This is a genomic window from Neobacillus niacini (assembly GCF_046591715.1).
Taxonomy (GTDB): domain Bacteria; phylum Bacillota; class Bacilli; order Bacillales; family Cytobacillaceae; genus Neobacillus; species Neobacillus niacini_L.
The window spans coordinates 23722-49713 of the sequence record NZ_JAWVNQ010000016.1 but is presented as its reverse complement, the minus strand read 5'-3'; the positions used below and the strand labels follow the sequence as shown (position 1 = coordinate 49713).

The window sequence follows — 25992 nt, the reverse complement described above, 5'->3', positions numbered from 1 at the left end:
CTCCTGCTATATGTATTTATTTTTAACTTTAGGTCTCTTACCCTAGTAAAAAAATAAAACATTCATAAAAAGAAGGGCATCCTCCTAATAGGAAGACCCCCTTCTTTTTAATGTATTGAATAAATTTTACATTTCTCATAGAATTTAGATTTCCCAATTTCGAGCAATCTCGCTGCTTCGAGTTTATTACCATTCGTAATGGATAGAGCCTGTAACATTGCTTGTTTTTCCACCTGTGCCAGTGTTTCTTTTAGGGGCTGAACAGGCATGTCTTGGTCACTTACCAATCCGTTCACGTTTGACTTGCCAGGAATACTTATGGTCTCATCATCTCGCAGATACAATGGAAGGTGCGAAATTTCTATTGTATCCCCGTCTAAGACATTGATAGACCTTTCTAGAACATTTTCGAGTTCACGAATATTCCCTTGCCACTTATGTTGATTGAATCTCTCTACCACTTCACTTGAAAGCTTGATTCCTTTCCGATAAAATTCTCTTTCCAGCTTTTTTAATAGATTATTGGATATTAACTCGATATCGCCTATCCGCTTTCTTAGCGGCGGAATTTCAATTTTAATTACATTTAACCGGTAATATAAATCTTGACGGAAGGTCCCTTCTTCCACCATTTTCTCTAAATTCCGATGTGTAGCAGCAATAATCCGCACATCTACAGGAATAGATTTTTGACCGCCGACAGGCAGTATCTCCCTCTCCTGTAAGACTCTTAAAAGCTTGCCCTGCATGACGAGCGGCATGTCACCGATTTCATCAAGAAAAATAGTTCCATGATCAGCAATCTGAAATTGTCCTTTCTTTCCTCCCTTTTTAGCACCTGTAAAGGCACCCTCATCGTATCCAAATAATTCAGATTCAAGTAAATGCTCCGGAATCGATGCGCAGTTTATTGGAACAAATGGAAATGTTGAGCGTGTACTGTTGTTGTGAATAGCAGAAGCGAACAATTCCTTACCCGTCCCTGACTCTCCTAATAAAAGAACTGCAGATTGACTGGCCGAAACCCTTTCTGCTAACCTTTTGACACCCGTAAATGAAGGACTTTCACCCACTAGATGCTTAAAGTAATATTTGCTTTTAACGTTTTTCTCAGCTTTAGTTTTATAATAGTTTACTTCTTCAACGAGATGCTGGATTTTATTTTTGTATAACAGCCAATCCTCGGGATTACGAAACATAACGGTTCCCACTGCCCCTACTAATTCACCGTCAATCATAAGAGGATAGCGATTTGCAATCATATCACTGCCGTTGATGGGCTGAAGGGCGGCAAGCTCTTTTTGTCCGGTTTTCGCAACGATATGCATCCTAGAGTTCTCAATTACATCTTGAACAGGCTTTCCGATAGATTCTTCTACCGATGTGCCAAGAAACTCACAATAAGCAGAATTGATATAAAGAATAATGCCATCTCGGTCGACAACGACAATACGTTCTCCTGCAAGATTAATAATTTCTTCAATCCAATGATGCGGGATTTTCCCCGTTCCTAGTTTCATATCTTTTCACCCTGATAAGTTTTTGTTTATGTTCATTATATCAAAGAGGCTTGGTTAATCATCTATAATAAAAGAATCCTGTCCGGTAGAGCCGGGCAGGATTTCTTTCTTATTGGACAGTATAACCGCCATCAAGAATAACGGCTTGCCCTGTGATTCCTCTAGCCTTTTCACTGGCCAAGAAAGCAGCATAATCGGCAATTTCAGAAACAGCCAACAGCCTTTTTTGCGGTACAAGCGTGAGGAGTACGTCATCGATTACACGGTCTAGACTGACATTCCGAGTGACAGCCAAGTCTTTAAGCTGGTTTCTTACAAGCGGTGTATCCACATAGCCTGGACATAGGGCATTTACAGTAATTCCATGCTGTGCTCCCTCTAATGCAGCAACCTTTGTTAAACCAATGACTCCGTGCTTCGCACTATTATAGGCTGCTTTGCCTGCAAATCCAATCACACCGTTAATCGAAGCCATATTAATGACTCTTCCAAAGCCCTGCTGCTTCATGATCGGGAATACATGTTTAATCCCGATAAACGGAGCAGTGAGCATTACTTTTATTAGGAACTCAAATTTTTCAGTAGGGAATTCCTCGATAGGAGATACATATTGAAGTCCCGCATTATTTACTAAAATATCAATGCTGCCAAATCTGCTATGTGCTGCTTCTAAAGCATTCTTGAATGCTTCCTCATCCGTTACATCACAAGGAGCCGAAAAAGCTTCATACCCTTCTAGCTGCAGTTCTTCTGCAACCATGTCACTTTTTTCTTTATTTAAATCAGAGATAACTACCTTTGCTCCCTCTTGTGCAAAGGTCTTAGCGATTTCTAAACCTATTCCACTTGCAGAGCCAGTTATAAACGCTGTTTTTCCTGCTAACATGTTCATCCTCCTAAGAATATTGATTTAATACTCTATGCTCTAGTACTCTCTTTTAGACAAGTCCTAAGAAAGTATAGACAGCAATAATGAAGAATACAGCGACTGTTTTAATAATCGTAATCGCAAAAATATCACGGTAAGATTGTTTATGCGTCAAGCCTGTTACCGCTAAAAGGGTAATAACCGCACCATTGTGCGGAAGTGTATCCATACCGCCTGATGCCATGGCCACAACACGGTGCATAACTTCTGGCGGAATATTCGCTGCTGCAATAGCCTTATTGTATTGATCTGCCATCGCACCTAACGCAATTCCCATACCGCCTGATGCCGAACCTGTCACTCCTGCAAGAGTACTTGTTGTAACAGCTCCATTTACAAGCGGATTTGTGAATGTAGTAGAAATTCCATCGCTGATTTTTGCAAAACCAGGAAGTGCTGCAATAACTCCGCCAAATCCATACTCAGCACCGGTATTCATGGTAGCTAATAAGGAACCGCCAATACTTTGGTTAATCCCTTCTTTGAATTTATTTGATACTCGTTTCCAATCATATAAAAGAGAAGAAAGGATACCGACGACTAATGCCATTTCAATCGCCCAGATGGCAGCACTTGCTGAAACGTCGATTGTGTATGGCAAACCGATTGCTTCAAAATCAAAACCATTTGGATACCATTTCGGGATAAACGTAATAAAAAGTTTATTGGTAACACCTACTAGAATTAGCGGGACAAATGCAAGGATTTGTCTTAAAACAGATTGATTGGATGTTAAGTCAGGCACCACTTCATCCTTTTCAACTAACATTTCCTTTTCTAAAGCCGCTGCATTCTCAGCCCCGAAGCCATAATATCCTTCTCCGGCTTTTTCTGCCTTTTTCCTTCTCATTTCCAGGTACCATAATCCAAGGCTTAAAACAAAAATGGCCCCGATGATTCCTAGAATTGGTGCTGCATAAATGTCCGTCTTAAAGAAAGCAATTGGAATAACGTTTTGAATCTGCGGCGTTCCTGGTAGTGCATCCATGGTGAACGTAAATGCACCAAGTGCAATGGTACCAGGAATAAGTCTTTTAGGAATATTCGCTTCTCTAAACATTTGAGCGGCAAACGGATAGATTGCGAATACTGCTACGAATAAGCTGACTCCACTATAAGTTAAGATTGCTCCTAACAATACAATGGTTAACATGGCACGTTTAGCACCTAAAATACGAACGATAGTCTTCGCGATGGATTCTGCAATCCCAGACATTTCAACGACCTTACCGAAGATTGCTCCTAGTAAGAAAACTGGAAAGTAGGACTTAATGAATCCAACCATTTTTTCCATAAACACACCAGAGAAAAACGGCAAAACTTGACTCGGATCAATAAATAAAACAGCTAAAATGGCACATAATGGAGCGAATAAAATAACTGAAAAACCACGATAGGCGGCGAACATAAGCAGTCCTAACGCCAGAAGAATAACAATCAAATCCATTTAAATCCCCCTAATTCATTATTTTGCAAGCTTCAAACAAAATACCCCTTTGGTAAGCGCTTGCATTTAGTACCTACGCCTTATTTAATGCAAGTTCTATGCCAATAGTATTTAAATTCAAAATAATAGTAATATTCTTTACTATTATACTAGTTTACTATTAAATAATTTGTTTTCAATCTTTCGTGGTTTTTCCGTAAATACGGAATACTAGTGATTATTGATTCCGCTATTCCGGAATTTTTCCGCGTTTGCGGAATTGAATGCCTCTTTAGGAGGGCACTTCTAATGTAGCGCCTGGTCCAATTAATTATATGGGCTCTCATTGGGCTTATGAGTGACCACTTCCTCTCTTTATTTAAGCTTATGGGCTCTCATCGGGCTTATGAGTGACCGCATCCTCTCTTTATTTAAGCTTACGGGCTCTCATCGGGCTTATGAGTGACCGCTTCTGACCTTTTTATCAGCTTACGGGCTCTCATCACGCTCATGAGTGACCTCATTCTCCCTTTTTATAAGCTTCCGGGCTCTCATCACGCTCATGAGTGACCGCATCCTCTCTTTATTTAAGTTTCCGGGCTCTCATCACGCTCATGAGTGACCGCATTCTCCCTTTATTTAAGTTTACGGGCTCTCATCGGTCTCATGAGTGACCGCTTCTGACCTTTTTATCAGCTTACGGGCTCTCATCACGCTCATGAGTGACCACTTCCGTCCTTTTTATCAGCTTACGGGCTCTCATCAATCATAAAAAAAAGAGCACCTTCCCATTCAGGAAGCTGCTCCTCTGTTATCTTAACTAACCAATGGTAATATAATTTCAACCGTAGTCCCTTGCTGCGCTATACTTTGATAGGTAATACTTCCATGGTGTTGTTTAATAATCTTATTACAAATCATTAGTCCAAGTCCGGTTCCTTTTTCTTTTAAACTATAAAAAGGTTCACCTAAACGCGGCAGAAGCTCTTCTGGTATTCCACAGCCTTCATCCACAACCGTAAGTACACATTCACGTTCTTCCCCTTTTTGAAGATTAATATGAATGTTTCCTCCTTCAGGCATTGACTCTATTGCATTCTTCAGCACATTCAGGAATACCTGTTTTAACTGGTTTTTCTCTCCCGTAATAAAAAATGGTGATTCCTCCACACTTAGATTGAATTGAATATTTTCCAAATGTGCCTGCGGGGAAAGCAGTTCAAGAGTATTCTCTACCAGTTCTCTTAAATTCGTCCGATGAAGCTGAACAGCCTGTGGTTTCCCAAGCGTAAGCATTTCACTGGTTATCGTTTCAATACGTGCTAGTTCGCTTAGGAGCAAGTCATTTATTTCATCTGCTCCATTTTCCCATTTATAAAGTTGTACAAATCCCTTGATAGTTGTAAGGGGATTGCGAATTTCATGAGCAACTCCTGCAGCTAACTCACCAACAATCGATAGTTTCTCTGATTGCAAAAGAATTTCTTCTGCTTGTTTACGCTCAGATATATCTCGGCTGATGATAACTATATGCTCAATATCTTCATAGTCGCCCTTTACTGGCACACACCGAGACTCAAATTCAATCCAATGACCACTATTGTGGTGAAGACGAAATTCTATTAATTTCGATTCTTTAGTTTCAAACATCCTGTCTATCGTACTTTGAAATAATTTAACATCATCAGGATGAATAAACCTGCATAACTTTACATCCTCCAATTCACAGCATTTATATCCTAAAACCACTTCATGCGAAGGAGAAAAATAAGTGAGGGAATGTTCTTTGTCCATCACCATAATAAGGTCAGAAGTATTTTCGGCGATAAGCCTGTATTTGGATTCACTCTCTTCAACCATTCTATACATATCGGACAATGTATTGTTAAGTCTATGCAGTTTAACATATGACTCGATTAATAAGAACCCTAAAATAACGCCTAATATCACAAACAGAATATATTGGATATGAAAAAATGGCTGATCTCTAAACACATTAAAGAATATTGGTACAGTAATAATATAAATGAGGATATACGAACATGATAAAATAATAGATTTCAATAATGGTGAATATTTTTTAACCAAATAATAGATGATGGTAAACCCAATCATCATGGCAGTCCAGCCGCTAATAGCCGTGTCCCAATGACCGCCGGAGAACAATCTTGCAATCAGGCCAAAGGCCCCGGTTATAATCCCAGCTAGCGGACCTATATAGGAAAAAATCAGTATAACTGGTGCATATCGTATATCATAGGTATAACCCTGCTCATGTATTGATAGCATGATAAGGATGACTGAAACTATTCCTCCATAAACACCTATCCAAATACGAGCATGTTTGATGGGTTTATGATTAAAAAACGAGCGGATAACTAGAGGAGTACTAACCAAAAGCGAGAAAATTGAAAGATTTATAATATAATCTAATAAAAACAATGAACTCCCACCTAAAAAAATCATAGTTTTATTTAATATAATAAACTAGAAATTTATCTAATACCATATGTAATATTTTTATTTAGTTGGGAGTTATAACCAAAAAAGAAGTACCAAAGACCCGAGATCCTTGGTACTTCCTTCCTTTTATTGAACATCCTTCGATACTGCTGGATGATCTTTTTCAAAGAAAATAATTAATGCTGGCAGTAAGATTCCTCGGATAAGGAATGTATCTAATAAAATACCAACAGCAACGATAAAACCAAAAACGAACAATAATTGGATTGGCTGGGTCATCAATACGGCAAATGTAGCAGCAAGAATAATGCCGGCTGAAGAGATCACACCGCCAGTGGTTGATACGGCAATTTCCACAGCTTTCTTCACAGGATGTTTTTTTCTTTCTTCCATAAATCTTGAGATTAAAATGATATTGTAATCAATACCAAGTGCAACTAAAAAGACAAATGAATAGAGCGGAACACGATTACTGATAGTGTCGATATCAAAGAATAAATTACTTAAAAACATCCCTAACCCTACGGCCGCAAGGAAAGAAATTAATATCGTACCCATCATATAAATCGGCATTTTAAATGATTTTGTCAATACAATTAACATCGCAAAAATCAAAACAGATTCAAGCAAAACAATCACGATAAGATCTCTGTCATTTGTTGCACGATCATCCACTTTCTTAGCCGTTTCGCCTGCAAAGTGAAGTTCTCCTTCAAGATTACTTTCTGCTAACAGCTTATCAGCATTGTCTCTCATCTTTTCCAGAGCATCCATGGTCTCCACTGCATACGGGCTTTCCTTGAACGTGAGACTATATTGGACTACCTTTTGGTCTGATGTCGTACCATTTGGACGGACGTTTGAGACCAGCTCTTGGCCGCTAAGAGTTTCGAGTAATGCTGCCTGCTGTTCAGGGGTAATCTCTTCTTCCGCTTCAACCAATACAGTTGTTTCAGCGAGGTCACCTTTTTCAAACTTTTCTTCTAATATTTCATAGCCCTGCCTTGAAGGCATATCCTTCGGAAACGACTTCATTGTATCGAACTCATACTTTAAATTAAACATGTTAAGGGCAGATACTAATAGGATGACTCCAATTGCAGAGGCTGAAACCACTGGTTTCTTTACGACAAATTTTCCAATTCTACTCCATATAGAACTAGATTTAACACTTTCCTCGCCCACCTTTGGAATCTTAGGCCAAAATGATTTTCTTCCAAATAAAGTAAACAGGGCTGGAACAAGAGTAATCGAAGCAAGCATAATAACAAACATTGCCGCTGCGAAAACAGGTGCAAAGTTACGATAATCGCCAAACTGTGCAAAGAACAAGACAAGCATTGCGGCTAAGACAGTACCTCCTGAGAAGAAAACAGGTGTCCCTGTTTCTCTCATAGCTTGTTTCATCGCCTCAAATTTGCTATCGAATTTCTTCAACTCCTCACGGTAGCGTGAGAAGACAAATAGCGAATAATCTATAACTGCTGCAAACAGCAGAATCGTCATAATGGAAAAAGTTTGATTACTAATCAATAATCCTGCCTTTCCCATCAAACCAAGTACCTGATTCACAACCTGATAGACAAATGCTGCAGCAAACAGCGGAATCAATGCTAACAATGGAGAACGGTATATAACGATTAATAAGACTAAGATTAAACCTACCGTTGAAAATAATAAAACTAAATCAGCACGCGAAAAGAGATTTAGGGAATCCACTGCGATTCCTGCTGGACCGGTTGAGTAAATGCTTAGTTCTGTATTTTCCTTTACAATCTTCTCAATTTTCTCAAGTGACGTTCTTATTTCCTTTGATTCTAAAGATGATTCGAACGTTATTGGAAGAATCAGCGTACTTTGATCTTTTGAGAAGAAATTTGCAGTCGCCTGAGGCGGCATATTCGTTAATGGAACATATTCCTTTATTCCTTCTACTTGCTCAATATTTTCAAATAATGGGGTTAGGTCGGATAATTCTATGTTTTTGCCGTCTGATTGAAAGACTAATATTGCTGGTATCCCTTCATTACTTTCAAAATAGGTATCCACCTTATTTTGGGCAATAATAGACTTTGCATCTGCCGGAATACTGTCAATACTTGATACCTCGTATTCTTTCGCACTTGGGGCAAGAACTGACAACAATATCGTCACCAATAGCCAGATTCCAAGCGTTATCCACATACCCTTTTTTGAGGTAACTCGATCGGTTATAGGTCGTAAGAATGAATTCATACATTTTGAGCTCCTTTATAAGAATCTAAGTAACACTAATGTAACTTTTAATAAAAAAATAAATGACACATTAACAACTTCATTATCTTTCAAAGTTACACCTGTGTCAATTATCAAGTCGTGAATATTCCATGACCAATGATTTCCTTTATTGATTTAAGCCATTCGTCATGTGGAATTCCAAAATGGTTGGGAATAGCAACAGTTTGAAGGATAAGGCCAATAATAAGACTATCCGGAATATGGGACTTCAGTTTCCCCTCTTCCTTTCCTTTCAGGATAAAACTTTGTAAATACTTGTACATTTCTAATGGAAGCTTTTCCAGCTTTTCTTTATTTACATTTGAATCTGCGAGCCTTGCAATGACATGTAAAGCTGCCTTGATTAGGTGCTGTATTTCTGTTTTCTTAAAAATCAAATCCATCAAAAAATCGAATTGCTTGTCAAAGCCTTCAAGTTCTTCGATCGCTTTTAATTCATGGAGGAACTCTTCCATCTCGTAAATCATAAAGTCCGTTATGAGTTCTTCTTTATTTTCATAGTATTTATATAAGGCTGCCCTTGATACATCCATCCGATCAGCTAATAGGCTGAAGGTAAAGCCGTCATAACCATTTTCTAAAAGAAGCTGCTTTGCTTCATGGAATAACTCTACCGTATTAAATTTCCGCTCGCGTGCCAACACTTCACCCCCGATTTACTATCTGAGAATAGTATAACATAATGGCAAAAGTTTTTAGTAAAGTCCATTAGGATCCCTATTTACCTCAGGTATTTTTTTGTTATAATTAGAGTGAGTAATCACTCATTTTGGAGAGGGTTGATCAAAATGGCATCAACAATAGTTATTAATGAAGTGAGCAAAAGCTTTGGAAAAAAGGAAGTTCTCCATCAGATTAATTTAGCAGTGGGTTCAGGAGAAATCTTTGGGTTAATCGGTCCATCGGGTTCCGGCAAAACAACATTAGTAAAGATTATCGTGGGTATGGATCCGCCAAACCAAGGCAGCGTCCAGGTATTGAATACTGCAGTTCCTGATTTAAAGCTTTTACAGAGAATTGGGTATATGGCTCAAGCGGATGCGTTATATTCCGATTTAACAGGGGAAGAAAACCTTGCTTTCTTTGCATCACTTTTTAAGCTTAAAAAAGAAGAGCAAAAAAAGCGGATTGCTTATGCAGCAGATTTAGTTAACTTGAGGGATGATCTGAAAAAGAAGGTCCAGAATTATTCTGGAGGGATGAAGCGCCGGTTGTCTCTGGCCGTTGCCTTGATACAGGATCCCGAAATCCTTATTTTAGATGAGCCGACAGTTGGTATAGACCCAGAGTTAAGACAATCCATTTGGAATGAGCTGTATCGCTTAAAAGATAAAGGAAAAACAATCTTGGTGACAACTCACGTCATGGATGAAGCTGAAAAATGTGACAGGCTTGCTATGGTACGCGATGGTGAAATCATCACAAGCGGTTCTCCTGCAGAATTGAAGCAACAGTATGATATCACAAGCTTAGAAGAGGTATTTTTAAAGGCTGGAGGGAAGCAGCTATGAGTATAATCGCTATGGTTAAGAGAATATTTCGCCAAATGCTCCGTGATAAACGTGCTTTAGCTTTAATGATGGTGGCACCATTATTGATTCTCACACTCCTAAACTATCTCCTTGCTGGAAATACTGTCGACCCCAGACTTGGTGTGATGAATACAGATGACACGCTAGTTGAAAGATTAAAAGATAGTGACATTACTGTTCTTGCGGTTGATGAAAACTCAATCGATATCTTATTAGATAAAGATTTAGATGGAATTCTTGAAATGGGTGGAGAAGAAGTTTCATTAACTCTTACAAATGATCAGCCTAATGCGGCAAAGGCCTTACAAATAAAGGTGCAGCAGGCGATTGCAGCAGAGAAGGCTAAAGAACAATCTTTGAATTTTTCCACATTCATGAAAGATATTCAGAGTAAACTGCCAGAGAATCCACTAAAAATGGATATCGTCAAAACACCTGAACTAAAAACATCCTATATATATGGAAATAAAGACACCATCTTTTTTGATCAATTAAGTCCTATCCTTGTTGGATTCTTTGTCTTCTTCTTTGTGTTCTTAATTTCTGGGATTGCGTTATTACGTGAACGAACCACTGGCACCCTTGAACGCTTGCTGGCAACACCTATTCAAAGAAGGGATATTGTCTTTGGCTACTTACTCGGGTATGGACTATTTGCAGTCGTACAAACCATTATTGTAATTTCGTATGCGGTTAAAGTGTTAGATATTACACTCGCAGGTTCGTTCTGGCATGTGGCTGTCATTAATTTAACCCTTGCATTAGTGGCGCTGTCACTTGGTATTCTTCTTTCAGCTTTTGCTAATTCAGAGTTCCAAATGATGCAATTTATACCGATTGCCATCATCCCACAGGTCTTTTTTGCAGGTATTTTCCCATTTGAGTCGATGGCTGGATGGATGCAGGTACTAGCAAAATGCATGCCGATGTATTATGGGGGAAATGCCTTAGTAGAAGTTATGTATAAAGGGGCAGGATTTAATGCAATCAGTGACGAACTTTTGGTGCTGCTCGGCTTTGCTCTTGTCTTCATTGTTTTAAATATAGTAGCATTGAAGAAATATAGGAAAATATGATGTGCCTGATTTTGTTGTGAAAAGAAGGAGTTAACAATGACTGAAGAAGAATTAATGCTGCAGCAATTATTTGATGAAGATACATTAACGGAAAAGCAAAAGAAAATCATTGTCGCTGCAATTGAAACCTTTTCTGAAAAAGGATATGCTGCTTCCTCGACGAGCGAGATTGCAAAAAAAGCAGGGGTTGCCGAAGGAACCATCTTTCGGCATTACAAAACGAAAAAGGAATTGCTGGTTTCCATTGTTGCCCCGCTAATGACAAAATTTATTGCTCCTTTAGTGGTAAAGGATTTTAATAAAGTGCTTGAACGGGAGTACGAAACCGTCGAAGACTTTTTGAGAGCCACCATTGAGAATAGAAGAGATCTTCTCATCCGGATGCTGCCTGTCGTGAAAATTATGTTGCAAGAAATTCCCTTCCAGCCGGAATTACGTGAACAATTTTTCGAGCTTGTTGTGGAAACGATTTTTGAGCGGGTTGAAAAAGTAATTGTAGGCTATCAAGAAAAAGGGCTGCTCATTGATATGCCTCCAAAAACAATAGCACGGTTAACGATTACCAATATTCTTGGCTTTTTGGTTTCCCGTTATATCCTTTTTCCTCATTTGGACTGGGACGATGAGCTTGAAATTGATAGAACCATTCATTTTATTATGCATGGTCTTGGAAAAAAGGAATAGTTTTTAACCCCCTTCTGGTGGAATCGGCCATTGAAGGGGGTTTCTTTTTAGATGATATATTGTTTGTATTTTTCAAAATCATTGCTGTTACATTCGAGCGATAACAGAGTTCCGTTATATTCATATCTTGTGGAGAGCACATTGGCATTTTCATTAAGATAGGAGATTAATCGCCCATGATCAAAAGGAATAAGCATTTCACAATGGATAGGAGTTTTAAAAATCTGCTGGTTAATCTTTTCAACTAGTTCATTCAAACCTAGGTTTTGTTTGGCAGAAAGATAGACTCTATTGCCCCTGACTGCTGGATATTCCGCATCCGCCAAATCAGCCTTATTAAAGGCATAGATTGTCGGGATATTCTCAATTCCCATTTCTTTTAGTGTTTGATTAGTTACTTCTATCTGTTTTTGAAAATTTGAGCTTGAATAATCAACAACATGAATCAGTACATCGGCAGCTGCTGCTTCTTCGAGGGTGGACCGAAAGGCTTTCACTAGATGATGTGGAAGCTTATCTACAAAACCGACGGTATCAGATAGCAAAAATGGCTGGCAATTAGGAAGTTTTATTTTTCTAACTGAAGTATCAAGTGTTGCAAATAACATGTCTTTCTCAAACACCTGTTTATGATCGGAATGATTACTTTTCTTTAAGAGGGCGTTTAAAATGGTTGATTTCCCTGCATTTGTGTAACCTACTAAGGAAACGAGCGGAATCCCACTTTTCTTTCGCGAATTCCTCAAAGTTTCCCTTTTTGTAATCATTCCATCTAATTCCTTCTTTAAAGCTGTAATCTTTTCTTCAATCTTCCTGCGGTCGAGCTCTAACTTTGTTTCACCAGATCCTCTGTTTATTAAGCCCACGCCGCCGCCCTGCCGGCCTAGGGATTCACGTTGACCAGCGATACGAGGAAGCATGTATTGAAGGTTTGCCATTTCAACCTGGGCTTGAGCCTCATTTGTTTTGGCACGCTCTGCAAATATATCCAGAATCAACATCGTCCGATCTATCACTTTGCTATTGAGTTCTTTCTCAAGATTACGAATTTGCGAACCTGTTAATTCATCGTTAAAGATGACAACCTCAGCATCCAGCTGTTGAATGAGCTGAGTCGCTTCGTTTATCTTCCCTGTTCCGATATAATGAGCTTTATGAAATTTACTTAAGCTTTGGGTCAGCTCGCCAACAACTTCTAAATGACAGGCTCTTGCCAGGTTCTTCAATTCTTGCATGGAATAATGAAAGTCGTGTTGATGATTAATATTAACTCCGACTACTATCGCCTTTTCTCTCATCTTTTCTTCCTCCATTCCTTTTTGGGAAAAATAAAAAACACAGACTGCCCGCCTGTGCTTACGTAAATGGAAAAGACAATGCAAAGAGACCCGATAATTCCTTATCTGGCTTTGCTTTGGACTCCTGCTCCAAAAATACCCATACTAGTTAAGTAGAGATATATTTCGTATTCATCATTATTTTTAAAGACAGCAAAAAAGAGGGCAGACTTAGCCCCCTCTTTTTTACTTACCGTAAAATAAAGGTACCCTTAAAAATAAGGCAGACCAATCCCATTTACTCCGCACGCACTGGCAGAGCTTGAACGTTATTTAGTTAACGGTTCAAATCTTGGAATCTGAATCTGCGATACTTCATCTGGAAAACCTCCATTTCTTATAACTACATTCATCATAACACCAAAATTACTGGTAAACAATTACAATAATCACACAAATTACGACAATTTATCCCTTTAATAAAAACTCATTTCCGTCTTCATCACTGAACTGTACAAAGGTTCCCCATTGCATCGTATTGGGTTCTCCGTTGAAAGTCACTCCATTTGTTTTCATGTTTTCATATGTTTCCAGAACATTATCACAAGCAAACACAATCGATGCCATTCTGTTTTCATGGCCCTGCATCATTGATTTAGGATAAATAACCAGGTGTGATTCTGCATTTTGTGGACCTACCTCCAGCCAATGTGCATTAGGTCCCATTGGAAACTCTGCTTTTACTTCAAAGCCCACTACGTTTGTCCAAAAATCCTTTGCTTTCTGCTGATCCTCCACATAAACTGCTACAGTTGCGATATTTGTAATCATTAAAATAGCCTCCTTTTTCTTCACTTCCAAAATCATAACAAGCTACTCCCAATGCATCAGGGCTAGTTAATCAAACGTTTGATTAGTTTAGCAGCCGATCTAATCAAACGTTTGATTAGTATTTTAACCCAAAAAAACTGGATAGTCATCAAGACTATCCAGTAAATCCCAAAGTGTCCATACCACACGGACAGTGTCCACGTGTGGTGCCTGTCACCGGTGTTAAAACCGGTTTTAACTTCACCCTACGCTTCAACAATATTTGGCTGTTGGTATACTTCTTTATCAAATTCGCCTGTTGCTTTACTTGTTAGGACTCCAGATGTGATGGCTCCACTTACGTTTAGAGCTGTACGTCCCATGTCAATTAGTGGTTCTACGGAGATTAATAGACCCACGATGGCAATTGGAAGGTTCATAACAGATAATACGATTAGCGCTGCAAATGTCGCACCACCACCAACACCTGCTACTCCAAATGAGCTAATAGCTACTACAAGAATCAATGAAAGAATAAATCCTGGGCTAAGTGGATCAATACCTGCTGCTGGTGCAACCATAACTGCGAGCATCGCTGGGTATACCCCGGCACAACCGTTTTGACCAATTGTTAGTCCAAATGAACCTGCAAAGTTTGCAATACCTTCAGAAACTCCAAGGTCTTTTGTTTGCGTCTTAATCGTTAACGGCAGTGTTCCTGCACTTGAACGAGAAGTAAAGGCAAATGTTAGAGTTGGTAAAGCTTTTTTCACAAAGTTTACTGGGTTAATTTTTGCAATTGTTAATAACAATAAATGAACAATAAATACAAGAATAAGTGCTACATAAGATGCGATAACAAACTTACCTAATTTTACAATCGCGTCATAGTTACTTGTTGCTGCAACCTTTGTAATAATTGCTAAAATACCATATGGCGTTAAACGAAGGATTAATGTAACAACTCTCATCGTTACTGAATATAGAGAATCAATAATTTTCGCGAAAAGTTCAGCATGTTCTGGCTCTTTACGCTTTACTCCAAGGTAAGCTATTCCGATAAAAGCTGCAAAGATTACAACAGCAATCGTTGAAGTAGCACGAGCACCTGTTAAATCCGCGAATGGATTAGCTGGGAAAAACTCAAGAATTTGCTGCGGAATGGTCATCGATTCTACCGTAACAACTCTTTCTTCTAACGCTGCATTACGAGCTGCTTCTGCTTCACCTTCAGTTAGTTCGATACCATCAAGACCAAAGCTTAAAGATGTACCAATGCCAATTGCCGCAGAAATAGCAGTTGTTCCAAGTAATATACCTATTACAAGGATACTGATCTTACCGATATTCTTTGTTAATTTTAATTTTGTAAAAGCTCCTACGATGGAAATGAATACAAGCGGCATTACAACCATTTGTAGTAACTTAACGTAACCTGAACCGACAATATTAAACCAAGCAATTGATTCCGTTGTAACCTCAGAATCTGTACCGTAAATTAAATGAATAATAAAACCAAAAATAATACCTAAACCTAAACCAGTGAATACACGTTTTGAGAATGATACATGTTTCTTTGCCATGATGCGTAAACCGAACATGAGTAAAAGCAATACTGCAACATTCACAATAATTAGAAATGCATTCATCGCGTTCCCCCCCTTAAATTATATATATTTTTTTGTTTTGCAATTTAGTCTATGAAAATATTATTATATTTATTCCTATCAGTCAAGTCGGAATAATATGTTTTTGTATTCTAATAATTTGTATAAATTTCTCACTTTGATGAATACTACCTGCTAACACTCAAAACAGAAGGAGATCGAAATATGGATTTTAATTCTTACTGGTATCTGGGACTGGGTATCTTAAGTATTCTTCTGTTAATTTATGTCTGCATAAAAACAAGAAGCAGCAGGAATCTATTGCTTTTTGTCACCATGGTCGGGCTGGGTTATATCATAGAAGCAGTGATATATAACTTTGCTCATAGTTACCACTATTATCCCAAACTTATTAAGCACGATTCCTTTTATGATAGTAATATGGGGGCAATCGCCTCAAATGCATTAACACTGCCGGCTATTGCAACGCATATTGCAGCCCTTAGAAAGAATTGGACTACAATATTCCTTTTAATTGGTCTTATTGCAGGAATTGAATGGACATTTCTGAAGCTAAATATCTATTCTCATAATTGGTGGAAGATTGGTTTCACATCTCTTGGGCTGCTTGTCTACTTCCCGTTAGCAAAAGTGTTCCATCAGCTGTTATCGAATCCATTAAATGGGTTCCTGCATTCATTATTGCTGTTTTTAATTGTTGGTCCCTTCTCTGGATCTTTTCATATTATTCCTATTATGTTTTTGTCCAATAGATATTATGAACTTGGTTGGTTTGCCCATCATTCCCAAGATACCACTGCTTTTAGTGCCATCTTTTATTTAAGTGCCAGCCTTTTCTATATATGGATTGCCAAACGTCATTGGAAGTTAAGATGGTTAAAATATGTGTTAACGTCCCTTTTGATATATTGTGTGAACATTCTCCTGCAAAAAGCAGGCATCCTCCACAGCCTGGTCTGGTGGGACCTATGGTATTACGTCATACTATCAGTAATATTATTGAAATTAACACTCTTTTTTAGCAAGATACTTTCAAATGGCCCGCCACCCAAAAAAGCCTGACCCTAAATATTAGGATCAGGCTTTTTTGGGTGGCTGCTGTCCGCCTCAGGTGGACAGTGTCCACGAGCGGTGCCTGTCACCAAGGTGTCACCTTGGTGACAGGCACCAGCACATTGACACCAGCACTATTATCGCCACATTCCCAGTATTAACCCCATGATGGTGAAGGTTATTACGTGATAGCCGGCGTTGATTAGGTATAGTTTTAATGATTTTCTTTCAAATAGGTAGGTGATTCCCATTGCAGCTGCTACCCAGAAGAGTCCTGCCATGAGTCCCGCAGACGCTCCAAAGATGGCGTCTCTTTCAGGACCTAGAAACATGACGAGTATGAAGGAAATGATGAAGGATAATACAAAGGAACCTCCAAATATCATTGCCATATTGCTATTCCTTAATTTTTCTTCCGTAAACCCGTTTTCTTCCATCCATGGTTTTGCAAATAATACTGAATACCAAAGTCCTCCAATTACGAAAGCGGATAATGCGGCGGTTAATACTGCCAAATAATTAATTGAATCCATTGCCTGTTGAAAATCCACTTGCTTTCCCCCACTCGAATACAGATATCTTACACCCATTATAGGCAGGTATTTCCAGTATATTCAAGGTAAATAAGGGATGGATACTAATTTAGTGTAATGATCCCTGTATTCCATTACCATTCGTTCTTGATAGTTTGAAGTTTATAAGACAATGGTGAAAACTTGGTGAAAGTCTGGCTTCGATATAAATTAATTTTTTAAAAAAGTATTTATACCAATCTTTTACCTTTTGAATTATGATAGTGGATGTTAGATGTTACTATTACAAGATTGAGAGGCCAGCTTATGTGGAAGAACAGAAATGTTTGGATTATTTTAACGGGGGAATTTATTGCCGGCCTTGGTTTATGGCTTGGGATTATCGGAAACCTAGAATTCATGCAAGAAAAAATACCTTCGGATTTCTTAAAATCTCTTCTAATGGCTGCAGGCCTTCTGGCAGGAATTGCCGTTGGACCGTATGCAGGCAGAATCACTGACCAGATCAGTAAGAAAACCGTCATGTTATGGTCGGGAGTATTACGAACAATCAGTGTCATATTTATGCTAATCGCAATTGCAACTGGTTCAGTATGGTGGATGCTTGTCTTTTTTGTTTCAATTCAAATTTCTGCTGCCTTCTATTTTCCGGCACTGCAAGCAACGATTCCACTAATTGTTAAAGATAAGGATCTGCTTCAATTAAATGGGGTACATATGAATGTATCCACTCTTTCCCGGATTGTTGGTACAGCGCTCGGGGGGATTCTCTTGGTACTCCTACCCTTATCGATGCTCTATATCGGTTCTCTCGCTGCCTACCTGGGATTACTCATTTTAACTTGGTTCCTAGACTTTGAGGAAAATAATGTGCCTTCTTCAACAAAGAAAAAGACCAATGAAAAAACTAGTTTTAAAGATGTATTACCTGTTATTAAGGGTCTTCCAATTGTTTTCATGACTCTATTGATGACACTCGTCCCGTTATTGTTTCTAGGCGGGTTCAACCTTTTGGTGATTAACATTAGTGAACTCCAGGATAGTACCGCCATCAAAGGCTGGATATATGCAGCTGAAGGCGTTTCCTTTATGATCGGTGCTCTCTTCATTAAAAAGATCAGTGACAAACTATCTTCTAACACCATTTTATTTAGCAGTTCCATACTCGTCGGTCTGTCTCAGCTTCTGCTTTACTTTGCAGATGTAACACTTATAACCATTGGAGCTTTTCTGGTTTTTGGTTTTTCTGTTGGCTGCTTCTATCCAACAGCATCAACCATTTTCCAAACCAAGGTACCAAAGGATTTCCACGGAAGATTCTTCTCATTCCGAAATATGCTTGATAGGATTGGCTTCCAAATCGTACTGCTTTTAACTGGATTCTTCCTAGATTTTATTGGTCTACAGCAAATGTGTGTCCTATATGGCGGCCTGACCATTCTCATCACGATCATCTTTTATTTAAAAAATAATCAGCTTCAGCCTGTAAAACAGGGAAATTAAATGATGAAGGCACCATCCTATATGGATGATGCCTTTTGTTATTTCTTGATACTGGCTTTTCGGAAGCCTTGATAAATATCTATGGCAGCGAATAATAGAACAGTAAAAATTGAACCCCAGATAAACCAGTTTCCAACATCACCAGTTATACTAAATAGGTCAGCCATATAGGTAACAAAGGCTGGGTTAAATAATTGATTGTTGCTAATGATGATAATAAATACAACAGAGGAGAAACCTTGCATGACCGTATTAAGAGCTGCAATCCTCTTAGTCCATTGACCTTTCATCAATTTATACAGATCTAAGGCAATCTCCAGCCCAATAACAGCAACCACCAATGGCCAATAGGACAACAGAACCTCCTGATTGAATGTTGGCATTACAAATTCGAGACCATTACTTCCTTTTTCATAGACTCCTACAAGACTAGAGGCATTAAAATAAACACTTGCCCAGATTGCCGTCCATAGTAGGCCAAGAAATACCTCAACCTTTGAAATAGCCTTTTCCTTTGGAATATAAGGAATATTATTTAAATCATCTGGCGTCCACTCCTTAAAACAAGCCGTTAAAGGTGTCTGACTTTTCTTATGATCTGTTCGCTCTATAATCGAAAACACGACCGTTAACCAGAAAAACACTTGAATACACGTGCTCAGGATTTTCCAAATCCCTAATCCTATTACGTCTAATAAGACATTTAAAACAGCTTCCTCTCCAGAATAGGAAACTATCGTATTCGCTATCAATGAAATCAGGGAAATGACTGCAGCAATGGGGAGAATTATTTTTAGCAGATTGATATAGACATCATAATAACGCGGGCCAATTAAATGCATGGGACGATCCAGGTACCCGCTCGCAAGGATTGCCGGATTTCCCATTTTTTCAAGGACAAGCTTTACATCTTCCTCGGTATAATCATCCGGTAGCATATCCTCTATTGTAGAACGCAGCTCAAGGGCAATATCCTCTCGGCTTTTTTCTGGCAGCCTGCGGGTAACCTCTTGAATATATAAATCAATCATTCTCATCACTTTCATCTCCTTTTAATAATAAGGATAGTTCTTGGGAAGTTTTTTCCCATTCTTTCTTTAATTGCTGAAAAATCTCATTGCCATATTCCGTTAACACATAATATCTTCGCGGTCTGCTTTCCGTTGTATCCCAGCTGCTTGTAACTAACTCTTGCTTTTCCAGCCGGCGGAGCAGCGGATATAGTGTACTCTGCTCAATTGATATTCCACATTGTTCTAATAATTGGACAAGAGAATAACCATATTGCGGTGTCCGCAGCTGACTTAACACCGCCAATGTCAAGGTCCCTCGTCTTAACTCTGTTGTTAATGAGTTTAATAAAGTACTCATCTTGCCACCTCCTTTGTTCATGCTGTACGTCATACACTATACTTTATACTATGCATCATACACTATTGTGGTTCACATAACAATTCAATTTCAATAATATTTTCCAAAAATTAGTTTTAAGGCATATTTTTAAATAAGGCGAATATAAACAATATGGAATGCTTATTGAAGGAGGGGGTTGTTATGCACCTAGATGTAGTGGAGAATCTAACTGCAACGAGGAAGAAGTTGTTACATGAGATCTCTGGTTTAAGTGATGAAAAACTGAATAAAAAGCTTGACGAGGACACATGGAGTCTTGCCCAGGTTTGCCACCATTTGTACCTTTCGGAAAGTGTTTTCACCCAAGCCATCATTTATGGGCTTAGTAAGAGTAATGGGAGAAAGGCAGAGCCTGTACCCGTTCAGCTGGCAGCCGACCGCTCCCAGAAGGCTAAAGCTCCAGAAATAGTGGCACCTGGCGACGATCACCTGGATTATCAGCAGATCAAAGAGCTCTTAAATAAATCAAGAAACCTATTTTTAGAGTTTTATAATCAGCTAGAAGATAAGTCAATCTTGGCCGAAAAATCAACCAAGCACCCAATCTTCGGTTATATGCCGTTAGACCAATGGGTCGAACTAATCTATCTCCATGAAGAACGGCATATCAAGCAAATTAAAGAAATTAAATCCCAATTATAAAGCGAAAAGAGCTGACCATTGTCAGCTCTTCTTCACTGTCCACCCCAGGCGTACAATTGTACATTAGCGGTGCCTGTCACCATCACTTTTTCACCATCACTTGTCATCATTACTCTTATAAATAAAGTAATCAAAGTCGGCGTGCAGGTTTTGTCCGGATGTGTCTTGGCATTGCATGCCGACGAATGCACCTGTGAAGAAGCCGCCGCCTTGGATATAGTCGTCAGATAGTTTATGTGATTGGAATTTCACTGGGACCTTCAGCCATTTTGTTCCATCAAAGGAATAAGAGTATTGGTAGACTTCATTTCTTACTTCCACTCGCAGGTAAACGTACTCCACCTCACTCGGGACCAATATTTCCTCTCCTTGAAGGGGCTGGTTAAAGGTGAAGTTATCACAGGTTACTAGTTCAAGGATCCTGCCTTTTTCTTCATTCCATGAAATCTGGCACGATGTCCAGTTTTGTGTATTGTAGTAATTTACTAGACCCGCAGATTGCTGAAAGGAAGATGGGTTAAAGGCCACTTTTGTTTCTGCTGTAAAGGTAAAATGCTGCCAGCGTCTAGCAACGAAGGCCTGAGTAAATTTTGATGTTAAGGATTCCTTTCCATACAGCCTTAAGTGTCCAGGATTATCTTTCAAGGAAACAACATTTTCTCCTAATGGAATCCTTAAGTTTTGAAAATGGAGGTTAAGCGTTTCGGAATCGAAATCATCTTTCTCTGGAAAATCTCTATCCCACTTAACTTCTTCTATATTTGGACCTACAATTTCAAGGGAAGGCTGATTACTGCCCACTACATAGGGCCAATCATTTTTCCACTCTAATCGCTGAATGGCTGTTTCTCTTCCGAGCGGACAATAGCCGCGTGGGTCTAATAAAGGCTGACCCTCTCTTGATAATGGACGGCCTGTCAAATGCACTAAGAACCATTCATCTGTGTGCGTGTGTACGATGGACGCATGTCCTGCTTTTTGGAGTGGATTTCTAGGTGCATGAAAGGAAGTAATCAGCGGGTTCTCTGGATGGACTTCATAAGGACCTCTCAGCTCCTTCGACCGGGCAATTGTGGCCTGGTGATCATACTTCGTTCCGCCTTCTGCTGTTAATAAATAATAATAGCCATTTATTTTATAAAGGTGAGGGGCTTCTGTTAGTTTAATGTCCGTTCCCTTAAAGATCACTTCTCTATTCCCTATTAGCTTTTGTTGTTCTACACTATATTCCTGTAAGGCTATTCCATAAAAATTATGATGGTTTACGCGCTGGTCCCAAATCATATTCACCAAATATTTCTTTCCGTCTTCATCATGGAATAAAGATGGATCAAAGCCTGAACTATTTAAATAGATAGGGTCTGACCATTCGCCATCGATTGTTTCGCACGTTGTCAGGTAATTATGGCAATCCTTCCATTGCCCTTCGACCACTTTCACATCTGTATAAATAAGCCAAAATTGTCCGTCATGATAGGAAAGGGCAGGTGCCCATACACCGCCCGAATCCGGATTACCCATCATATTTAATTGGCTTACCCGATTTAAAGGTCTAGCACTTAATCTCCAATTTTTCAAATCCTTGGAATGGTAAATCCCTACACCAGGAAACCACTCAAATGTAGATACAGCAATATAATAATCTTCCCCGACACGGCAAATACTTGGATCGGGATTAAAACCTGTTAAAATTGGATTTCGAATGACAGCCATTTTCCCACTCCCTTTATCTATAAAATTAATAAGGTCCTCTAATATATTGTTTTACCTGTTCTTCATAGAAAACTTGCAGTTTATCTTTCTCCTCTTCGGAAAAAGGTTTAGTGGTTAATGCTTCAAGGTTTCCGGTAATCTGGCTGGTATTTTTAAAGCCAGGAATAATACAGGTTACTTCTTTTTGGTCGAGAATCCAGCGAAGTGCAGCACTTGCCATCGATGGTCTTCCGTCTGCCATCCACCTTACCTGATTTGATAATTCCACACCTTTTTTGAATCCAAGTCCGGCAAAGGTCTCGCCCACATTAAACGCTTCCCCATTTTCGTTAAATGAGCGATGATCGTCTTCTTCAAATACATGGTCCAGTGTATATTTGCCAGTAAGCAAACCGCTTGCCAGCGGCAATCTTACTAGAATTCCTACACCGCTTTCATAGGCTTTAGGGAAGAGAACCTCTAATGGCTTCTGACGGAATAGATTAAAAATTACCTGCAGGCTTTTTACATTTGGATTTTCCAGGCAAATCAAACCTTCTTCAACGCTTTCCACACTAACGCCATAGTGACGGATTTTGCCTTCTTGCTGCAGCCGGTTGAGCACATCAAATACCTGGCCATCCTTTAGAATTTCGGTTGCCGGGCAATGAATCTGATACAAATCAATTGCTTCACGGCCCAGCCGGCGCAGACTGTCTTCACAATAAGAGGAGACGGCCTCGTAAGAATAATTATCTGGTGAAAAAATATCACCCTTACGGCAAAACTTTGTCGCAATATAAATTTGATCTTCCCTGCCTTTTGTTGCTTTTGCTAATAACTCTTCACTATGGCCATCTCCATAGACATCAGCGGTATCGAAAAAATTTACACCTTGGTCAATCGCATATTCCAGTGCTTTTAGGGACTCACTGTCACTTGTTTTCCCCCAGGAACCGCCAATCGCCCACGTTCCAAAACTTACCTCACTAAGCATCAACCCTGTATTTCCTAGTTCACGATAATTCAAATTCCAGCCTCCTTCGTGATTACACCCACCATATGTTCTCCATAAAATATTAATTTGTATTCAATTCTCTTTGCCTTTCTTCAATACGTTTAAAGCTATACAAACCGCCAAACATCAAGGTCCATGCAACGGAAACCATACTGAAAAATATGATTAATCCCGGCTGGTAAAAACTCAAGAATACGATTGCCCCTACAGCTCCCAGCATCAATAATGTCATATGAATATTTAGGATTCCCAAAAAACACGCATTTTTTAGATAGTCCATTATTTTTAAATCATAGTGAACATAGACCGGAATAATAAACAGCATCGTGATGATATAAAGACTTGAAATAATTAGTAAAGGTGCAAACAATGCTGCATGAAGGGTTCCCTCTATCGTTCTCAAAAAGAGAAAATCAAGAATGAGAAAAGCTCCGATTAGAATGAGACATAACCCCAGCTTATTAGATTTCTTAAATTCCTGTTTGTAAACGGTAAGGAACGTCCTCCAAATTGGGATCTCCGTTTCTTTCATCTGCCATTTTCGTACGATTGTAAACAGTGCGATGGTTGCAGGCGTGATACCAAAGATAACGAAACCTAAAATGGTAAAGAGGAACCATAATAGATTGACATAGGCTAGCAGCATGACCCACTCGCATACCGTAAATAGTTTCCCCATTGTTTTTTGCAAAGTCTAATCACCCTTCCCTAGCCTTTCACTGAACCCGAGGCAATTCCTTCGACAATACGGTTACTCAATATTAAGAAGGCCAGTAATATTGGGAGAATACTAATGACAAGTGTTGCCCCAATCGCACCCCAATCGGTTGTATACTGCCCAATAAAATTCTGAATTCCAACGGTGAGTGTTTTAAAGGAATCAGAGCTGATAAACGTATTCACAAATACAAATTCATTCCAGTTATAAATCATATTAATAATGGCTGCTGTGGCCATTACGGGAGCCGTCATCGGCAGTGTAATTTTGAAAAAGATATGATGAATACTTGCACCATCTATTACAGCTGCTTCTTCAACCTCACGCGGAAGTGTCTCATAGAAACCTAACAGGATCATAATTGTTATCGGAAGATTAAAGGCGGTGTAAGACAAAATGACCGATAGCGGATTATCAATTAAGTTTATTTTTGTAAAAGTACTGAAAAGTGGAATCAGCGTAGAATGGACTGGTATCATTAACCCTACCATAAATAATCCCAATACAAGCTTAGCGCCTCTCCAATGCATTCTAGTAATCGCGAAGGTCACCATACTAGCTAACACAACGGTTAAGATAACGGCTGCGATTGTATAAGTCACACTGTTAAAAAAGTAAAGGCTAATATTTCCCTCCGTCCAAACCTTTGCATAGTTCTCCCATTTAGGATTTTGCGGCAGCGCAAAAGGAGACATATTGAATACTTCCTGATTGTTTTTCAGTGAAAAAAGAAATAACCAGATGATCGGAAATAGTTGAAAAATAGCCACAATAATAAGGAATAAATACATAATCCCATAGGCAATCCTGTTCACAAGAGACTTCCCGCCAAACGCGGTCTTTACAAGCATCGGTGATTCTGTTGCTTTTACCGTGTCCATCATAATCCCCCTTTCTATTAATAGATATCGTTATTGGTTACCGTAAGTTTGCGGATGATGTAGGTTACAACCAGACAGATGATTAGAAGGAAGAACCCAATCGCACTTGCATATCCAAAGTCAAATCCCTTAAAAGCTTTTTGGTACATATATGAAGCCATAACCTCACTAGCACCATTTGGTCCCCCGCCTGTCATGACATAGATCAAATCAAAGTATTTTAGTGATCCTACCACAGCTAGAACAATCGTTACTTTAATCACATTCATGATTAATGGCAGCTTTATCTTGAGTGCGATTTGCACATGAGAAGCACCATCGATCCTCGCTGCCTCAATTAACGATTCAGGAATGTTTTTAAGTGCAGCATAATAAATCAAAATATAGAAGCCAGCATATTGCCAGATGATCGGAACAATGATGGCGTAGAGTGCTAAGTTCGCATCTGCGAGCCATGCTGGCGGGTTTTCGACTCCAAGAAGAGTGAGAATGGTATTTAAAATTCCATTTGTCGGATGATAAATTTTTAACCAAAGCTGTGCAATCGCAACGGAAGCAAGCAGCATTGGGATTAAGTAAATTTTTCTTAATAAATCTGCGCCCTTAATTTTACCGGCAAGAATGATTGAAATGAACAAATAACCGATCAAACTAACTGCTGAAAATAATGCTAGCAAAAATGAGTGAAGTGCACTTTTCCAAAAAACAGGATCATTAATGAGGTTAGAATAATTTTTTAAACCAATAAATTCCATTTCCTCAATCCCGTTCCATTTCATTAAGCCAAAATAACCTGTTTGTACAATGGGGACGTATATCAAGGCAAGTACTAAAAAGAGGGCAGGTGCAATGTAAAGGGCAATTACTTTTTTATTAGACATGACTTTATTCATCTTGTTTCAACTCCTTTCAAAAGAA

The 25992-nt window shown here is 39.0% G+C and carries 23 protein-coding genes; 6 read left to right on the top strand and 17 right to left on the bottom strand.

Annotated features, from left to right (window positions below; translation table 11 throughout):
• Positions 1-107: 107 nt before the first annotated feature.
• From SFC47_RS22900 to SFC47_RS22875, 6 genes are all read right to left on the bottom strand, one after another.
• Positions 108-1520 (bottom strand): sigma-54 interaction domain-containing protein, encoded by a 1413-nt coding sequence (locus tag SFC47_RS22900; RefSeq protein WP_411256882.1) that lies wholly within the window; start codon positions 1518-1520, stop codon positions 108-110.
• Between the two features lie 109 nt (positions 1521-1629).
• Entirely contained in the window at positions 1630-2406 is a 777-nt protein-coding gene (locus SFC47_RS22895; protein WP_411256881.1) for a 3-hydroxybutyrate dehydrogenase, read from the bottom strand.
• A gap of 52 nt (positions 2407-2458) precedes the next feature.
• A complete protein-coding gene (locus SFC47_RS22890; RefSeq protein ID WP_411256880.1) occupies positions 2459-3895 on the bottom strand; it encodes a GntP family permease in 1437 nt (478 codons plus the stop codon).
• Between the two features lie 795 nt (positions 3896-4690).
• A complete protein-coding gene (locus SFC47_RS22885) occupies positions 4691-6163 on the bottom strand; it encodes an ATP-binding protein (RefSeq protein WP_411256879.1) in 1473 nt (490 codons plus the stop codon).
• 300 nt (positions 6164-6463) lie between these two features.
• Positions 6464-8572, bottom strand: a complete 2109-nt coding sequence (locus SFC47_RS22880) for an MMPL family transporter (RefSeq protein WP_411256878.1) — start codon at positions 8570-8572, stop codon at positions 6464-6466.
• Positions 8573-8685: 113 nt separating this feature from the next.
• Positions 8686-9255 (bottom strand): TetR/AcrR family transcriptional regulator, encoded by a 570-nt coding sequence (locus SFC47_RS22875; RefSeq protein ID WP_411256877.1) that lies wholly within the window; start codon positions 9253-9255, stop codon positions 8686-8688.
• A gap of 147 nt (positions 9256-9402) precedes the next feature.
• Here SFC47_RS22875 and SFC47_RS22870 point away from each other — a divergent pair, with 147 nt between their 5' ends.
• From SFC47_RS22870 to SFC47_RS22860, 3 genes are read left to right on the top strand one after another with little or no spacing between them, the layout of a single operon-like run.
• Positions 9403-10125, top strand: coding sequence for an ABC transporter ATP-binding protein (locus SFC47_RS22870; RefSeq protein ID WP_411256876.1), 723 nt, complete (start codon positions 9403-9405; stop codon positions 10123-10125).
• The gene (locus SFC47_RS22865; RefSeq protein ID WP_411256875.1) at positions 10122-11222 is read left to right on the top strand and encodes an ABC transporter permease; all 1101 of its coding nucleotides are present in this window, start codon (positions 10122-10124) and stop codon (positions 11220-11222) included. The genes SFC47_RS22870 and SFC47_RS22865 overlap by 4 nt, the downstream gene beginning before the upstream one ends.
• A 36-nt stretch (positions 11223-11258) precedes the next feature.
• The gene (locus SFC47_RS22860) at positions 11259-11906 is read left to right on the top strand and encodes a TetR/AcrR family transcriptional regulator (RefSeq protein ID WP_411256874.1); all 648 of its coding nucleotides are present in this window, start codon (positions 11259-11261) and stop codon (positions 11904-11906) included.
• Between the two features lie 47 nt (positions 11907-11953).
• Here SFC47_RS22860 and hflX read toward each other — a convergent pair whose 3' ends face one another.
• The 3 genes from hflX to SFC47_RS22845 all read right to left on the bottom strand — a co-directional run bounded on the left by hflX (position 11954) and on the right by SFC47_RS22845 (position 15642).
• The gene (hflX, locus tag SFC47_RS22855; RefSeq protein WP_411256873.1) at positions 11954-13219 is read right to left on the bottom strand and encodes a GTPase HflX; all 1266 of its coding nucleotides are present in this window, start codon (positions 13217-13219) and stop codon (positions 11954-11956) included.
• Between the two features lie 432 nt (positions 13220-13651).
• Positions 13652-14014, bottom strand: a complete 363-nt coding sequence (locus tag SFC47_RS22850; RefSeq protein WP_411256872.1) for a VOC family protein — start codon at positions 14012-14014, stop codon at positions 13652-13654.
• Positions 14015-14259: 245 nt separating this feature from the next.
• On the bottom strand, positions 14260-15642 hold the full coding sequence (locus tag SFC47_RS22845) for an L-cystine transporter (protein WP_411256871.1): 1383 nt from the start codon (positions 15640-15642) through the stop codon (positions 14260-14262).
• A gap of 183 nt (positions 15643-15825) precedes the next feature.
• Here SFC47_RS22845 and SFC47_RS22840 point away from each other — a divergent pair, with 183 nt between their 5' ends.
• Complete coding sequence (locus SFC47_RS22840; RefSeq protein ID WP_411256870.1) at positions 15826-16683, top strand: hypothetical protein; 858 nt, start codon at positions 15826-15828, stop codon at positions 16681-16683.
• Between the two features lie 128 nt (positions 16684-16811).
• Here SFC47_RS22840 and SFC47_RS22835 read toward each other — a convergent pair whose 3' ends face one another.
• The gene (locus tag SFC47_RS22835; protein WP_411256869.1) at positions 16812-17225 is read right to left on the bottom strand and encodes a DUF1761 domain-containing protein; all 414 of its coding nucleotides are present in this window, start codon (positions 17223-17225) and stop codon (positions 16812-16814) included.
• A 288-nt stretch (positions 17226-17513) separates the two neighbouring features.
• Between SFC47_RS22835 and SFC47_RS22830 the strand changes: the two genes are divergently transcribed.
• Positions 17514-18710: an MFS transporter gene (locus SFC47_RS22830; RefSeq protein ID WP_411256868.1), complete on the top strand. Its 1197-nt coding sequence runs from the start codon at positions 17514-17516 to the stop codon at positions 18708-18710.
• Positions 18711-18748: 38 nt separating this feature from the next.
• On the opposite strand, the gene SFC47_RS22825 is transcribed toward SFC47_RS22830, so the two are convergent.
• Together SFC47_RS22825 and SFC47_RS22820 are read right to left on the bottom strand one after the other, a co-directional pair.
• Positions 18749-19747 carry an HAAS signaling domain-containing protein gene (locus tag SFC47_RS22825; protein WP_411256867.1) on the bottom strand — a complete coding sequence of 333 codons (999 nt, stop codon included), beginning with the start codon at positions 19745-19747 and terminating at the stop codon, positions 18749-18751.
• The gene (locus tag SFC47_RS22820; RefSeq protein WP_411256866.1) at positions 19734-20081 is read right to left on the bottom strand and encodes a PadR family transcriptional regulator; all 348 of its coding nucleotides are present in this window, start codon (positions 20079-20081) and stop codon (positions 19734-19736) included. Before SFC47_RS22820 ends, SFC47_RS22825 begins: the two co-directional genes overlap by 14 nt.
• A gap of 183 nt (positions 20082-20264) precedes the next feature.
• On the opposite strand from SFC47_RS22820, the gene SFC47_RS22815 reads away from it, so the two are divergent.
• Positions 20265-20765, top strand: a complete 501-nt coding sequence (locus tag SFC47_RS22815; protein WP_411256865.1) for a DinB family protein — start codon at positions 20265-20267, stop codon at positions 20763-20765.
• 96 nt (positions 20766-20861) lie between these two features.
• Here SFC47_RS22815 and SFC47_RS22810 read toward each other — a convergent pair whose 3' ends face one another.
• From SFC47_RS22810 to SFC47_RS22790, 5 genes are read right to left on the bottom strand one after another with little or no spacing between them, the layout of a single operon-like run.
• Entirely contained in the window at positions 20862-22478 is a 1617-nt protein-coding gene (locus tag SFC47_RS22810; protein ID WP_411256864.1) for a glycoside hydrolase family 43 protein, read from the bottom strand.
• Between the two features lie 25 nt (positions 22479-22503).
• The gene (locus SFC47_RS22805; protein ID WP_411256863.1) at positions 22504-23487 is read right to left on the bottom strand and encodes an aldo/keto reductase; all 984 of its coding nucleotides are present in this window, start codon (positions 23485-23487) and stop codon (positions 22504-22506) included.
• 49 nt (positions 23488-23536) lie between these two features.
• A complete protein-coding gene (locus SFC47_RS22800) occupies positions 23537-24154 on the bottom strand; it encodes a YesL family protein (RefSeq protein WP_411256862.1) in 618 nt (205 codons plus the stop codon).
• A 29-nt stretch (positions 24155-24183) separates the two neighbouring features.
• Positions 24184-25074 carry a carbohydrate ABC transporter permease gene (locus SFC47_RS22795; RefSeq protein WP_411256904.1) on the bottom strand — a complete coding sequence of 297 codons (891 nt, stop codon included), beginning with the start codon at positions 25072-25074 and terminating at the stop codon, positions 24184-24186.
• Positions 25075-25091: 17 nt separating this feature from the next.
• Entirely contained in the window at positions 25092-25967 is an 876-nt protein-coding gene (locus SFC47_RS22790) for a carbohydrate ABC transporter permease (protein ID WP_411256861.1), read from the bottom strand.
• Between the last annotated feature and the right edge of the window lie 25 nt (positions 25968-25992).

Bases quoted from the DNA above. Each gene is read 5' to 3' on its own strand.
- SFC47_RS22860 (WP_411256874.1), top strand. From the start codon at position 11,259: ATGACTGAAGAAGAATTAATGCTGCAGCAATTATTTGATGAAGATACA.
- SFC47_RS22840 (WP_411256870.1), top strand. From the start codon at position 15,826: ATGGATTTTAATTCTTACTGGTATCTGGGACTGGGTATCTTAAGTATT.
- SFC47_RS22865 (WP_411256875.1), top strand. From the start codon at position 10,122: ATGAGTATAATCGCTATGGTTAAGAGAATATTTCGCCAAATGCTCCGT.
- SFC47_RS22800 (WP_411256862.1), bottom strand. From the start codon at position 24,154: ATGGGGAAACTATTTACGGTATGCGAGTGGGTCATGCTGCTAGCCTAT.
- SFC47_RS22850 (WP_411256872.1), bottom strand. From the start codon at position 14,014: ATGATTACAAATATCGCAACTGTAGCAGTTTATGTGGAGGATCAGCAG.
- SFC47_RS22815 (WP_411256865.1), top strand. From the start codon at position 20,265: ATGCACCTAGATGTAGTGGAGAATCTAACTGCAACGAGGAAGAAGTTG.
- SFC47_RS22885 (WP_411256879.1), bottom strand. From the start codon at position 6,163: ATGCTATCAATACATGAGCAGGGTTATACCTATGATATACGATATGCA.
- SFC47_RS22790 (WP_411256861.1), bottom strand. From the start codon at position 25,967: ATGAATAAAGTCATGTCTAATAAAAAAGTAATTGCCCTTTACATTGCA.
- SFC47_RS22895 (WP_411256881.1), bottom strand. From the start codon at position 2,406: ATGTTAGCAGGAAAAACAGCGTTTATAACTGGCTCTGCAAGTGGAATA.
- SFC47_RS22845 (WP_411256871.1), bottom strand. From the start codon at position 15,642: ATGAATGCATTTCTAATTATTGTGAATGTTGCAGTATTGCTTTTACTC.
- SFC47_RS22900 (WP_411256882.1), bottom strand. From the start codon at position 1,520: ATGAAACTAGGAACGGGGAAAATCCCGCATCATTGGATTGAAGAAATT.
- hflX (WP_411256873.1), bottom strand. From the start codon at position 13,219: ATGGAGGAAGAAAAGATGAGAGAAAAGGCGATAGTAGTCGGAGTTAAT.
- SFC47_RS22810 (WP_411256864.1), bottom strand. From the start codon at position 22,478: ATGGCTGTCATTCGAAATCCAATTTTAACAGGTTTTAATCCCGATCCA.
- SFC47_RS22890 (WP_411256880.1), bottom strand. From the start codon at position 3,895: ATGGATTTGATTGTTATTCTTCTGGCGTTAGGACTGCTTATGTTCGCC.
- SFC47_RS22870 (WP_411256876.1), top strand. From the start codon at position 9,403: ATGGCATCAACAATAGTTATTAATGAAGTGAGCAAAAGCTTTGGAAAA.
- SFC47_RS22825 (WP_411256867.1), bottom strand. From the start codon at position 19,747: ATGAGAATGATTGATTTATATATTCAAGAGGTTACCCGCAGGCTGCCA.
- SFC47_RS22820 (WP_411256866.1), bottom strand. From the start codon at position 20,081: ATGAGTACTTTATTAAACTCATTAACAACAGAGTTAAGACGAGGGACC.
- SFC47_RS22880 (WP_411256878.1), bottom strand. From the start codon at position 8,572: ATGAATTCATTCTTACGACCTATAACCGATCGAGTTACCTCAAAAAAG.
- SFC47_RS22795 (WP_411256904.1), bottom strand. From the start codon at position 25,074: ATGGACACGGTAAAAGCAACAGAATCACCGATGCTTGTAAAGACCGCG.
- SFC47_RS22830 (WP_411256868.1), top strand. From the start codon at position 17,514: ATGTGGAAGAACAGAAATGTTTGGATTATTTTAACGGGGGAATTTATT.